Origin of the sequence: Escherichia sp. WS1451 (assembly GCF_046487365.1) — a bacterium.
Lineage (GTDB): Bacteria > Pseudomonadota > Gammaproteobacteria > Enterobacterales > Enterobacteriaceae > Escherichia > Escherichia coli.
Map to the genome: position 1 here is coordinate 76,992 of NZ_JBJQJP010000001.1, position 13,204 is coordinate 90,195.

10 protein-coding genes are annotated in these 13,204 nt (G+C 53.3%); 4 read left to right on the forward strand and 6 right to left on the reverse strand.

Annotation, left to right across the window (positions count from 1 at the left end):
• Nucleotides 1-48: 48 nt before the first annotated feature.
• The 4 genes from ACJHX7_RS00410 to ACJHX7_RS00425 all read right to left on the reverse strand — a co-directional run bounded on the left by ACJHX7_RS00410 (nucleotide 49) and on the right by ACJHX7_RS00425 (nucleotide 5,758).
• Nucleotides 49-1,308: a DUF1479 domain-containing protein gene (locus tag ACJHX7_RS00410; protein WP_000144241.1), complete on the reverse strand. Its 1,260-nt coding sequence runs from the start codon at nucleotides 1,306-1,308 to the stop codon at nucleotides 49-51.
• 151 nt (nucleotides 1,309-1,459) lie between these two features.
• A complete protein-coding gene (gene ybiV, locus ACJHX7_RS00415) occupies nucleotides 1,460-2,275 on the reverse strand; it encodes a sugar-phosphatase YbiV (protein WP_000114247.1) in 816 nt (271 codons plus the stop codon).
• Nucleotides 2,276-2,420: 145 nt separating this feature from the next.
• The gene (locus ACJHX7_RS00420) at nucleotides 2,421-4,853 is read right to left on the reverse strand and encodes a glycyl radical protein (protein ID WP_032171004.1); all 2,433 of its coding nucleotides are present in this window, start codon (nucleotides 4,851-4,853) and stop codon (nucleotides 2,421-2,423) included.
• Nucleotides 4,854-4,858: 5 nt separating this feature from the next.
• The gene (locus ACJHX7_RS00425; protein ID WP_094030293.1) at nucleotides 4,859-5,758 is read right to left on the reverse strand and encodes a glycyl-radical enzyme activating protein; all 900 of its coding nucleotides are present in this window, start codon (nucleotides 5,756-5,758) and stop codon (nucleotides 4,859-4,861) included.
• A 130-nt stretch (nucleotides 5,759-5,888) separates the two neighbouring features.
• Between ACJHX7_RS00425 and fsa the strand changes: the two genes are divergently transcribed.
• Entirely contained in the window at nucleotides 5,889-6,551 is a 663-nt protein-coding gene (gene fsa / locus ACJHX7_RS00430; protein WP_032171006.1) for a fructose-6-phosphate aldolase, read from the forward strand.
• Nucleotides 6,552-6,626: 75 nt separating this feature from the next.
• Here the strand turns inward: fsa and moeB are convergent, their stop codons facing one another.
• Complete coding sequence (gene moeB / locus ACJHX7_RS00435; RefSeq protein WP_000829255.1) at nucleotides 6,627-7,376, reverse strand: molybdopterin-synthase adenylyltransferase MoeB; 750 nt, start codon at nucleotides 7,374-7,376, stop codon at nucleotides 6,627-6,629.
• Nucleotides 7,376-8,611 (reverse strand): molybdopterin molybdotransferase MoeA, encoded by a 1,236-nt coding sequence (gene moeA, locus ACJHX7_RS00440; RefSeq protein ID WP_000397358.1) that lies wholly within the window; start codon nucleotides 8,609-8,611, stop codon nucleotides 7,376-7,378. The genes moeB and moeA overlap by 1 nt, the downstream gene beginning before the upstream one ends.
• Before the next feature lie 203 nt (nucleotides 8,612-8,814).
• Between moeA and iaaA the strand changes: the two genes are divergently transcribed.
• From iaaA to gsiB, 3 genes are read left to right on the forward strand one after another with little or no spacing between them, the layout of a single operon-like run.
• Nucleotides 8,815-9,780, forward strand: coding sequence for a beta-aspartyl-peptidase (iaaA, locus tag ACJHX7_RS00445; RefSeq protein WP_000513801.1), 966 nt, complete (start codon nucleotides 8,815-8,817; stop codon nucleotides 9,778-9,780).
• Complete coding sequence (gene gsiA, locus ACJHX7_RS00450) at nucleotides 9,767-11,638, forward strand: glutathione ABC transporter ATP-binding protein GsiA (protein ID WP_015674614.1); 1,872 nt, start codon at nucleotides 9,767-9,769, stop codon at nucleotides 11,636-11,638. The genes iaaA and gsiA overlap by 14 nt, the downstream gene beginning before the upstream one ends.
• A gap of 19 nt (nucleotides 11,639-11,657) precedes the next feature.
• Nucleotides 11,658-13,196 (forward strand): glutathione ABC transporter substrate-binding protein GsiB, encoded by a 1,539-nt coding sequence (gene gsiB, locus ACJHX7_RS00455; RefSeq protein WP_094030292.1) that lies wholly within the window; start codon nucleotides 11,658-11,660, stop codon nucleotides 13,194-13,196.
• Nucleotides 13,197-13,204 lie beyond the last annotated feature (8 nt).

A 13,204-nucleotide genomic window follows, 5' to 3' on the forward strand; every position in this document is an offset into this window, starting at 1 on the left:
CGTCGAATCGATTTTCTTAATCCCACATCAATTCACTTCCATTAACTCTCAAACATCCATGCCCAGTGCGCGCTTACCGTGAATGTTCAGATCCTCCAGCGTAAAGCGGCCTTCCCAGTTTGCTTCATAATCTTCCCGCGGGAAGTCGCCAGGTGATGCGCCTTTTTCCAGCGCCATTTTGACTTTGTGTGCATAAGCCCGATTTTTCTCGCACATTGGCGCAGCAGGGATATACATCACGTTGCCCCAACCCTGTTGATTGTCTACTGGCGCGACGGAGTGAATCACATCGCAGTGCCACCAGACGGAATCCCCTGCTGTTATCGCGGGAATGGAAGTCAGCGCTTTAAGCAGTAGTGGATGCCATTTCTCTGAAATGGGCAGAACTTTGCCAGGTGCAACCCCGCACAGTTCATCGTCCGGTACGTCATCCAGCAGCGGGCGCAATAAAACATACGCCATCGCTTCCGGGATAGGCACCACATGTAACAATCCCTGACCCGATAACATATCAGAGAGCGCCGTCCAGCCTTGAAACGTGCGGAACACCGAACATTTTGTAGTGTTATCTACCGTGTACTCTTCGACATCGGTCCGGTGTGCTGCATCCCAGGGATCGTAATCATCGAAATTACCATTAAACACATTGGCAAAAACGCGCTGATAAGCGGGTAATAACCACCGTTCCAGCGCACCAGAATCGGTATGCGCGCCCAGGCCTTTAGATGTAGTACCTGGAGGGCGGCGGCGGATCCTGTCTGGATAAATCACACTGATATCAGGATTAAACCACTGTTTGCCGTTGCTTTCAGACGTCCACAGTCGGTTTAGAAAAGATTGCACAGCAGCCATGTTTTCGCTCTGCCGCGCCTGCATCTGTGCTTGCGACCAGTAAATGGGATAGATTTCGGGACGAGAAGCCTCCAGCGAGCCGAAAAAACTGTCGCCAGGGCCTTTATAAACATCATCAAAATGATTGATATCAAGATAATCGAGCATGGCACGATCCCACGCCATCGCCTGCTCGCGAGGGAAATGGCCTTTTATGACTGCACAGCCGCGACGTTTAATTTCATTGCGAGTGGCATCGCTTACTGTACCTGCGGCAATATCACTATAAGAAACTTCCGGCCAAACCGGCAGCCCTTGCGCTTTTAGGGCATCGATTTCAGCAACACGCGTTTCGATTTTTGCAGAGAGTGTATCGAAAACCTGTTGCACATCACCGAGCTGTCCTCGCAGCGCAGCTTTCATCTCTCGGATAGCCGCTTTCGCATCTGTGGGCAGCGTCTCACAGGAAAAAGTCATATCAACCTCGCTTCTTTCATTCGAAAGTAAAATGATTACGATTGATACATTAAGTTAAAAATAAGTTAACGCAAGATAAAAATCTTGAGTCAGTGCACAAAGCGAGCAAAAAGGAGAGAGGCCGAAGTGGTCACTTCGGCCAGGGGGAAGATCAACTATTGAAAGGAGCGATATTATCCAGCACCGCCTGAATCACATTCAGCGCGCCTTCATGATTATTATCATCGGTAGCGTAACGGGCGATTTGTTTAATGTTTTCCGCAGCATTGCCCATCGCAAAGGAATAACGCGCCATTTTCAGCATCTCCGCATCGTTACCGCTGTCGCCAATCGCTACCACATTTTGCGGTGACAGATCCCAGCGTTTCAGTAACCGCGAAATACCGTTTGCTTTATGTAGACCGGGAATAATCAGGTCGATAAAGCCAAAACCACTGGTGACGGGTTTCATAATGCCATCGAGCGCTATGTGCAGTTTGTCGATCACTAACGGGATTTGTTCATCCGGCAGGTTGAGCGAAAACTTGAACAGTACGTCGTCAATCTCCTGATAATCTTTTACAGGTTTCAGGCGATGGTAGTGTTTTGCCATCAGTGCGACGAATGCTTCGGGGGCGTTTTCGCTGACATATGCACTTTGCAGACCGCAGGCGACAAAATTGAGTTGCTTATCTTTTAGCAACTCGCCAATCACAATCCGCGATTCATGTCGGGTCAGTTCGCCGTGGAACAACTGCTTGCCATGTTCGTAAACCAGTGCGCCGTTTTCCGCGACAAAAGAGATCTCATCCTTTAGCTCAGGAAAGAACGAAATAAGCTGGTAATACTGATTACCGCTAGCGACAACGAACTCAATGCCGCGCTTTTTCAGTTCCTGATATTGCGCCATAAAACGTGGTTGGTTGTACGTTTTGGCGTCGTTAAGAAAAGTACCGTCCATGTCTGTGACGATAACTTTTACGCTCATAGGTGTGCTCCTGGCTCGAAAATGAAACCGTAACAGTGTAATAACAATGTGACGCAGAGCACAAATTATATTTCGAATGAAAGTGAGAGCGGAATTGATGATGTGAATGATTTGGCCCGGCGACGACGCCGCCGGGCTGAGGGGATTACAGCATGTGTTCGGTACGGGCGATGATATCGTCCTGTGCGTCTGGAGAGAGCGCGGTGAAGAAGGCGGAATAACCCGCTACGCGCACCACCAGATCGCGGTACTGATCCGGATGTTTTTTCGCTTCCAGCAGCGTTTCGCGGGAAACGATGTTGTACTGAATATGCCAGCCTTTATGCACCTCAAAGAAGGTACGTAGCAGGATCATCAGTTTCTGCTTGTCAGATTCGTTCTCCAGCGTTGCCGGATTCAGTTTCTGGTTGAGCAACACGCCGCCGAGAATCGCTGCCGTAGGCAGTTTACCCACCGAGCCAATGACCGCAGTAGGGCCAAGATGATCAGTACCGGAAGCCGGGCTTGCGCCTTCTGCCAGCGGGGTGTGGGCTTTACGCCCGTCCGGCGTTGCCATAGTTTGCGCGCCAAACGGTACGTTAGCGGAGATAGACGACGTACCCGCGTAATAGTTGCCGCCAACCGGACCACGACCGTAGCGCGGATTATGATACTGCTTCAGTTCGTCGATATAGGTCTGATAAGCGCGAGCCAGCAGCGTATCGACAGTATCATCGTCGTTGCCGTACTTAGGCGCACCGTTAATCAGCCGCTGACGCAGCTGCTCGTGAGTCAGGCCGTCGAAGTCATCCGCCAGTGCGGCAGCCAGCTGTTGCTGACCAATCGCGCCCTGTTCAAATACCAGTTTCTTCACTGCCGCCAGGCTGTTGCCGAGGTTAGCAATGCCGACCTGCAGGCCAGAAACCCAGTCATATTTCGCGCCGCCTTGCTTGATACTTTTCGCTCGCTCAATACAGTCATCTACCAGCGCCGAGCAGAGAATATCGTGTACGTTCTCTTCCAGCATGGTGTCGACGACATATTCGATTTCGATTGATTTACGCGTGTAGTAACGGATTTGCGTATCCCACGCGTCCATTACTTCATCGAAGTTGTTGAAGTTACCCGCTGACAACGCTTTTTCTTGTGGCAGGAACACTTTGCCGCTGGTGGCATCACGACCGCCTTCCAGCGCCGCCAGCATCACGCGGGCGAAGTTGATAAAGCTCATGCCGGTACAGCGATAGCCCCATTTGCCACCGACGGCGGTTTCGATACAACCAATCGCTGCGTAGTCGTAAGCGTCCTGCGGTTCAATACCGAGTTTAATAAATTCCGGGATGACGATTTCGTCGTTGTTGAACGCCGGCATCCCGAAGCCGCAGCGGATCACCTGAACACAGGCGTCGAGGAAATCGTTACTCATACCCGCATGGTAACGCACGCTGAGGTTAGGCTGAGTCGAACGCAGGCGACCGCAAGATTCGAGGATCGCATAAGAGAGTGGATTTACCGCGTCCATCGGTTGACCATCAACCAGATTTTGCCCGCCAATGGTGACGTTCTGATACAGCGGACTTCCCGCAGAGGCTTTTGAGTGTGAGCCGGAGCGGATTTTGTTCACTTCCAGCAATTTCAACCAGCAGCTATGCAGCATCTCGATGGCGTGTTCGCGATCCAGTGTCTGGTTCAGTTCAACGTCACGGCGATAGTATGGATAGAGATACTGGTCCATACGACCAAACGATACTGAGTGGCCGTTAGATTCGATCTGCAATATCAACTGGATGAAGTAACACAGTTGCAGCGCCTGCCAGAAAGTCTGCGGCGGCTGGTGGGCGATAAGATCGCAGTTTTCTGCTATCGCCAGCAGTTCATCGCGACGGCTTTCGCGGGTTTCAGTGGCTGCCATTTCACGCGCCAGGGCAGCGAAACGCTCAATGTGTTCACTGACTGCCACCAGCACGATATCAATCGCTTTCAGGAACTGCTCGCCGTGCAAATCTTCCAGCACCGTCAGGTTGATGCGCGAGCGACGTTCCGCTACTTTCTCGCGCAGACCATCAAGACCTTTTTCCAGCAGTAGCGGGAAATTCACCGCCAGGTGCGCATCGCCGGAGGTCATATTGCCTTCCGCTTTAATGATTCCGGTCGCCAGCAGACCTTTTTGCTCATCGGTAAACATGCCGTAGCAGCGATCCTGTACCGTCTGACCGCGCCACCACGGACACACTTCATGCAGAATGCGTTTGTTCTCTTCGCTCACCGCAAAACCAGCCCCCGGACGATCCGCCAGATCATCAATCTCTTTTTCGATCCAGGAGACGGTATATTCCGGGAAGATCGGCGCGGCGCGAACTTCGCTTGCCTGGTTGCCAATGATCAACTCATCGTGCTTGATCCAGATGGTGCGATTCGCCAGGTGATGCGCCAGTGCCAGCGCGCGACGTACCGGAATGGGCTTGTCGAGATGTTGTTGATACATCCCGGTATAGTGCTGCGCGCGCTCGGTACAGACTGGTGGTTTCACAATATGCACCAGCGCATTTTTGTGCGCTTTAATGCGGTCGCTGAGCGTGTCCAGTTTCAGTGTGGTCATGGTTGTTATCCTCGTAAGGTCGCGGTTAACCCTTTCTGGCAGGCATACTGCTGGGCAAAGTCGAGCAGTTCTGGCGCATCAAGCGGTTTTTCCGGGGCGTCATAGGGCAGATTAAGTAAGTGATATTTGTTGATGCCCAGCGTGTGGTAGGGCAGGAAATGGATTTCGCCAACGTGCAGCTCGTCGGCGGCAAAATCGGTAATGGCTTTTACAGCGGTTTCGTCGGCATTAAAGCCCTGAATCAGCGGTACGCGGATGATGATTTTTTTCCCCGCCGCAGCGAGTTTTTTCAGATTATCCAGCACCCTGGCGGCGTTACCGTCGGTCCACTGTTTAAACGGCGCGTCGGCGACGTGTTTTAAATCGGCAAGAAACAGATCGATATAGGGCAGAGAAGGGGAGATATATTTCCACGGCACATGCAGACAGGTTTCTACCGCAGTATGAATGCCGGCCTCGTGGCTGGCTTGCAGTAGCGCCGTCGCCATTTCCGGCTGCATAAACGGTTCACCGCCAGAAAGTGTTAAGCCGCCGCCGCTGCGATCGTAAAACGGTTTATCGCGCAGAACGGTCGCCATGATCTCCTCAACGCTTTTCACTTCACCACACACGGTTAACGCCTGTGTCGGGCAGCAGTCGGTTAGCGCCGTAAAATGCTCCGGGGTTAACTTTTCCCGATGAATAAGCAAACCATTCAGCGCGCGCTCAATCACGTCCGGCGCGGCCTTAGCGCACAGCTCGCAGCCTTCCAGACACAGTCGTGCGTCATACAACAGATCCTGCGTGCGGGCGCGGCTTTCCGGGTTCTGACACCAGCGGCAGCCCAGCGAACAGCCTTTAAGAAATACGACCGTGCGGATACCGGGGCCATCATGGGTCGAGTAGCGCTGAATATTGAAAATCATAGTTGCCTCTCTTTTTCGTTCAAACATTAAAATACTTTCGAATGAAAGTTAGATTGATGTGCGTCAACTGTTCAGAGAGTTTTCCCGTGATAGTCTACATTCAGACAAAAAGTACATTTTGAGGATGGTTATGGAACTGTATCTGGATACTTCAGACGTTGTTGCGGTGAAAGCGTTGTCACGTATTTTTCCGCTGGCGGGTGTGACCACTAACCCAAGCATTATCGCCGCGGGTAAAAAACCGCTGGAGGTTGTGCTTCCGCAACTTCACGAGGCGATGGGCGGTCAGGGGCGTCTGTTTGCCCAGGTAATGGCTACCACTGCCGAAGGGATGGTGAATGACGCGCTTAAGCTGCGTTCTATTATTGCGGATATCGTGGTGAAAGTTCCGGTGACCGCCGAGGGGCTGGCAGCGATTAAGATGTTAAAAGCGGAAGGGATTCCGACGCTGGGAACCGCGGTATATGGCTCAGCACAAGGGCTACTGTCGGCGCTGGCAGGTGCGGAATATGTTGCGCCTTACGTTAATCGTATTGATGCTCAGGGCGGTAGCGGTATTCAGACTGTGACCGACTTACACCAGTTATTGAAAATGCATGCGCCGCAGGCGAAAGTGTTAGCCGCGAGTTTCAAAACCCCGCGTCAGGCGCTGGACTGCTTACTGGCAGGGTGTGAATCAATTACTCTGCCACTGGATGTGGCACAACAGATGATTAGCTATCCGGCGGTTGATGCCGCTGTGGCGAAGTTTGAGCAGGACTGGCAGGGAGCGTTTGGCAGAACGTCGATTTAACCGGACGTTCTGCATCCTCATAAATTGCTGATGACGTGGCGGAGTGCCGCGTCTTATCTGGCCTGGAGGTGGCAGTTACTGCCCGCACACCTCACACCCCGGATTGCGCATCAGTTTCATTTCGCGAAACTGACAGGTCATCGCATCGTACATCACGATTTTCCCGCTGGCTGGTTTGCCATAACCTGCCAGCAGTTTGATTGCTTCCATTGCCTGCAACGAACCAATTACGCCGATTAACGGTGCCATCACGCCTGCTTCTACGCAGGTTAACGCGTTCTCGCCAAACAAACGGCTAAGGCAGCGATAGCACGGTTCGCCGTCCTGATAAGTGAAGACCGTGATTTGCCCTTCCATACGAATTGCCGCGCCGGAAACCAGCGGCACCTTCGCGGCAAAACAGCCTGCGTTCAGTTGATTACGTACTGCAACGTTATCCGTACAGTCGAGCACCAGATCGTGTTTTGCAATCATCGCAGCAAGTTCAGCGTCATCAAGCAGCGCATTGACTGGCGTAATCGCGATATGTGGGTTGATCCGCGTCAGGGCGTCACGGGCGGATTCCACCTTCGGTTGCCCGACCGTGGCATCACTGTGCAGCGTCTGGCGTTGCAGATTGGAGAGCGAAACCGTGTCGAAGTCGAGCAGCGTCAGGTTGCCGACACCGGCGCTTGCCAGATACTGCGAAGCTGCGCAGCCGAGTCCACCAAGGCCGACGACCAGCACGCGGGAATCTTTCAATGCTTCCTGACCGTCAAAATCAAAACCGCGCAGAATGATTTGCCGGTTGTAGCGCAGCATCTCCTGATCGCTGAGTTCCGCCATTACAGGCCTCCGAACAACGCGTTAAACGGTTCTACTTCCACCCATTCGCCCACTTCCACATTGCCGCGATCGCGTTCCAGCACGATAAAGCAGTTGCCGAGGCTAAAGGAGCTAAATATATGTGAACCCTGATGTCCGGTGGTCGTCACTTCCAGTTCGCCATCGGCGTTGCGTTGCAGCACGCCGCGCTGGAAATCAAGGCGTCCTGGCGATTTCTTCAGAGGCGATGCCGTGCGCACACGCTGGCGCGCGGGCAGGCCGCTGGCGGTATTGCCGCTTAGTTTTGCCAGCAAAGGCTGTACCAGTTGATAGAAGGTCAGCGTTGCTGAAACCGGGTTGCCCGGCAGGCCGCAGAACCAGCTATTGCTGAGTTTACCGAACGCGAACGGTTTACCTGGTTTAATCGCCAGCTTCCAGAAGGCGATCTCCCCCAGCTCTTCAAGAATCGTTTTGGTGTAATCCGCTTCACCCACTGAAACACCGCCGGAACTGATCACCACATCCGCCTGGCTGTCGGCTTCAATAAATGCGGCGCGCAGGGCATGGGGATCGTCGCGGATAATCCCTAAGTTAATTACCTCGCAACCCAGCTGTTCTAACATCAGGTGTACGGCGAGACGGTTGGTATCGTAGATTTGGCCATCGCCCAGCGGCTGACCGGGCAACTGGAGTTCATCACCGGTAGAAAAAAGCGCTACACGCACTTTACGGATCACCGGAACTTCGGCAATCCCTAGCGAAGCAATCACTGGCAGTTCAGCGGTAGTCAGGCGAGTCCCCGCCGGGAAAACAACCGCACCTGCAGAGATATCTTCACCGCGACGGCGAATATTTTGCCCGCTACGCACTTCAGCAGTAAAACGCACGCCATTGTCCGTTTGTTCAGTCTGCTCCTGCATCACCACCGCTTCGCAGCCTTCCGGCACCGGCGCACCGGTCATAATACGAATGCAGGTACCCGCAGGCCATTCACCATGGTACGGCTGACCGGCAAAGGATTTACCGGCAACGGGCAGCGGTTGCCCGGAGGCAATATCGGCTAAACGCACCGCGTAGCCGTCCATAGCGGAGTTATCAAACCCCGGGACATCCAGTGGCGAAACGACATCGCTCGCCAGAATACGACCAAAACACTGAACCAGTGGCAGCGTTTCCTGGGCGGTCAGTGGGGTAACGCGAGAAAGCATCTCATTAAGCGCGGTGTCGAGCGACATCAATCCGGTGGTAAATTCCATGAAAACACTCCTGCGGAGGCAAAATCGAATTTGCCTATTATGTCAGAAAAACGCCACAGACTGTATGCCACCTCGGGCGTAGCGCTGGGTCCTGCCTTTACATGCCATATCCATCTTTCTATATTCAAAAATTGAATGAGTAATTCATAAAAATTCTGATATTTATAGCAAAAGTGGCGAGCCACCCTTAATGGACGAATACTATGGGCAAAGCAGTCATTGCAATTCATGGTGGCGCAGGTGCAATTAGCCGCGCGCAGATGAGTCTGCAACAGGAATTACGCTACATCGAGGCGTTGTCTGCCATTGTTGAAACCGGGCAGAAAATGCTGGTAGCGGGCGAAAGTGCGCTGGATGTGGTGACGGAAGCGGTGCGTCTGCTGGAAGAGTGTCCACTGTTTAACGCCGGAATTGGCGCTGTCTTTACGCGTGATGAAACCCATGAACTGGACGCCTGTGTGATGGATGGTAACACCCTGAAAGCCGGTGCGGTGGCGGGCGTTAGTCATCTGCGTAATCCGGTTCTTGCCGCCCGGCTGGTGATGGAGCAAAGCCCGCATGTGATGATGATTGGCGAAGGGGCAGAAAATTTTGCATTTGCTCATGGCATGGAGCGCGTCTCGCCGGAGATTTTCTCCACGCCTTTGCGTTATGAACAACTACTGGCAGCGCGCGAGGAAGGGGCAACAGTCCTCGACCATAGCGGTGCGCCACTGGATGAAAAACAGAAAATGGGCACCGTGGGGGCCGTGGCGTTGGATTTAGACGGCAATCTGGCGGCAGCCACGTCCACGGGCGGAATGACCAATAAATTACCCGGACGAGTTGGCGATAGTCCCTTAGTGGGTGCCGGATGCTACGCCAATAACGCCAGTGTGGCAGTTTCTTGTACCGGCACGGGCGAAGTCTTCATCCGCGCGCTGGCGGCATATGACATCGCCGCGTTAATGGATTACGGCGGATTAAGTCTCGCGGAAGCCTGCGAGCGGGTAGTAATGGAAAAACTCCCTGCGCTTGGCGGTAGCGGTGGCTTAATCGCTATCGACCATGAAGGGAATGTCGCGCTACCGTTTAACACCGAAGGAATGTATCGCGCCTGGGGCTACGCAGGCGATACGCCAACCACCGGTATCTACCGTGAAAAAGGGGACACCGTTGCCACACAGTGATGAACTTGATGCCGGTGATGTGCTGGCGGTTGAAAATCTGAATATTGCCTTTATGCAGGACCAGCAGAAAATAGCTGCGGTCCGCAATCTCTCTTTTAGCCTGCAACGCGGTGAGACGCTGGCAATTGTTGGCGAATCCGGCTCCGGTAAGTCAGTGACTGCGCTGGCATTGATGCGTCTGTTGGAACAGGCGGGCGGTTTAGTACAGTGCGATAAAATGCTGTTGCGGCGGCGCAGTCGCGAAGTGATTGAACTTAGCGAGCAGAGCGCTGCACAAATGCGCCATGTGCGCGGTGCGGATATGGCGATGATATTTCAGGAACCGATGACATCGCTGAACCCGGTATTTACTGTGGGTGAACAGATTGCTGAATCTATTCGTCTGCATCAAAACGCCAGTCGTGAAGAAGCAATGGTCGAGGCGAAGCGGATGCTGGATCAGGTACGCATTCCGGAGGCACAAACCATTCTTTCACGTTATCCGCATCAACTCTCTGGCGGGATGCGCCAGCGAGTGATGATTGCGATGGCGCTGTCATGCCGCCCGGCGGTGCTGATTGCCGATGAGCCAACCACCGCGCTGGATGTCACTATTCAGGCGCAGATCCTGCAATTAATCAAAGTATTGCAAAAAGAGATGTCGATGGGCGTTATCTTTATCACGCACGATATGGGCGTGGTGGCAGAGATTGCCGATCGGGTTCTGGTGATGTATCAGGGCGAGGCGGTGGAAACGGGTAGCGTCGAACAGATTTTTCATGCACCGCAACATCCTTATACCCGTGCGCTGTTAGCTGCTGTTCCGCAACTTGGTGCGATGAAAGGGTTAGATTATCCCCGACGTTTCCCATTGATATCGCTTGAACATCCAGCGAAACAGGAACCACCCATCGAGCAGAAAACGGTGGTGGATGGCGAACCTGTTTTACGGGTGCGTAATCTGGTCACCCGTTTCCCTTTGCGCAGCGGTTTGTTGAATCGCGTAACGCGGGAAGTGCATGCCGTTGAGAAAGTGAGTTTTGATCTCTGGCCTGGCGAAACGCTATCGCTGGTGGGCGAGTCTGGCAGCGGTAAATCCACTACCGGGCGGGCGTTGCTGCGCCTGGTCGAATCGCAGGGCGGCGAAATTATCTTTAACGGTCAGCGAATCGATACCTTGTCATCCGGTAAACTTCAGGCATTGCGCCGCGATATTCAGTTTATTTTTCAGGACCCTTACGCTTCGCTGGACCCACGTCAGACCATCGGTGATTCGATTATCGAACCGCTGCGCGTACACGGTTTATTGCCAGGTAAAGAAGCGGCTGCACGCGTTGCGTGGTTGCTGGAGCGCGTAGGCCTGTTACCGGAACATGCCTGGCGTTACCCGCATGAGTTTTCCGGCGGTCAGCGCCAGCGCATCTGCATTGCTCGCGCGTTGGCATTGAATCCAAAAGTGATCATTGCCGACGAAGCCGTCTCGGCGCTGGATGTTTCTATTCGCGGGCAGATTATCAACTTGTTGCTCGATCTCCAGCGTGATTTCGGCATTGCGTATCTGTTTATCTCCCACGATATGGCCGTGGTAGAGCGGATTAGTCATCGTGTGGCGGTGATGTATCTCGGACAAATTGTTGAAATTGGTCCACGGCGCGCGGTCTTCGAAAACCCGCAGCATCCTTATACGCGTAAATTACTGGCGGCAGTTCCGGTCGCTGAACCGTCCCGACAACGACCGCAGCGTGTACTGCTGTCGGACGATCTTCCCAGCAATATTCATCTGCGTGGTGAAGAGGTTGTAGCCGTCTCGTTGCAATGCGTCGGGCCGGGGCATTACGTCGCACAACCACAATCAGAATACGCATTCATGCGTAGATAACATTCAGGCGGAGAATAAAATGGCAAGAGCTGTACACCGTAGTGGGTTAGTGGCGCTGGGCATTGCGACAGCGTTGATGGCATCTTGTGCATTCGCTGCCAAAGATGTGGTGGTGGCGGTAGGATCGAACTTCACCACGCTCGATCCATATGACGCGAATGACACGTTATCTCAGGCCGTAGCGAAATCGTTTTACCAGGGGCTGTTCGGTCTCGATAAAGAGATGAAACTGAAAAACGTGCTGGCGGAGAGTTACACCGTTTCCGATGACGGCCTTACTTACACCGTGAAATTGCGGGAAGGCATTAAATTCCAGGATGGCACCGATTTCAACGCAGCGGCGGTAAAAGCGAATCTGGACCGGGCCAGCGATCCGGCGAATCATCTTAAACGCTACAACCTGTATAAGAATATTGCCAAAACGGAAGCGATCGATCCGACAACGGTAAAGATTACCCTCAAACAGCCGTTCTCAGCGTTTATTAATATTCTTGCCCATCCGGCGACCGCGATGATTTCACCGGCAGCGCTGGAAAAATATGGCAAGGAGATTGGTTTTCATCCGGTGGGAACCGGGCCGTATGAACTGGATACCTGGAATCAGACCGATTTTGTGAAGGTGAAAAAATTCGCGGGTTACTGGCAGCCAGGATTGCCCAAACTGGACAGCATAACCTGGCGTCCGGTGGCGGATAACAACACCCGCGCGGCCATGCTACAAACCGGTGAAGCGCAGTTTGCTTTCCCCATTCCTTACGAGCAGGCCGCATTGCTGGAGAAAAACAAAAATATCGAGTTGATGGCCAGTCCGTCAATTATGCAGCGTTATATCAGTATGAACGTGACGCAAAAGCCGTTCGATAACCCGAAGGTCCGTGAGGCGCTGAATTACGCCATTAACCGCCCGGCGCTGGTGAAAGTGGCCTTCGCGGGTTATGCAACGCCAGCTACTGGTGTGGTACCGCCGAGTATCGCCTACGCGCAAAGTTATAAACCGTGGCCTTACGATCCGGCGAAAGCGCGCGAATTACTGAAAGAGGCGGGATATCCCAACGGTTTCAGTACCACGCTGTGGTCGTCACATAACCACAGCACTGCGCAGAAAGTGCTGCAATTTACCCAGCAGCAGTTAGCGCAGGTCGGGATTAAAGCCCAGGTGACTGCGATGGATGCCGGACAGCGGGCGGCAGAAGTCGAAGGTAAAGGGCAAAAAGAGAGCGGCGTGCGGATGTTCTACACTGGCTGGTCGGCTTCAACCGGCGAAGCTGACTGGGCACTATCGCCGCTGTTTGCCTCGCAAAACTGGCCACCGACGCTGTTTAATACCGCGTTTTACAGCAATAAACAGGTGGATGACTTCCTGGCTCAGGCACTGAAAACTAATGATCCGGCGGAAAAGATCCGTTTATATAAGGCGGCGCAGGATATCATCTGGCAAGAGTCGCCGTGGATCCCGCTGGTGGTAGAAAAACTGGTGTCGGCACACAGTAAAAACCTGACCGGTTTTTGGATCATGCCAGACACCGGCTTCAGCTTTGAAGACGCGGATTTGCAATAAGCAACGCA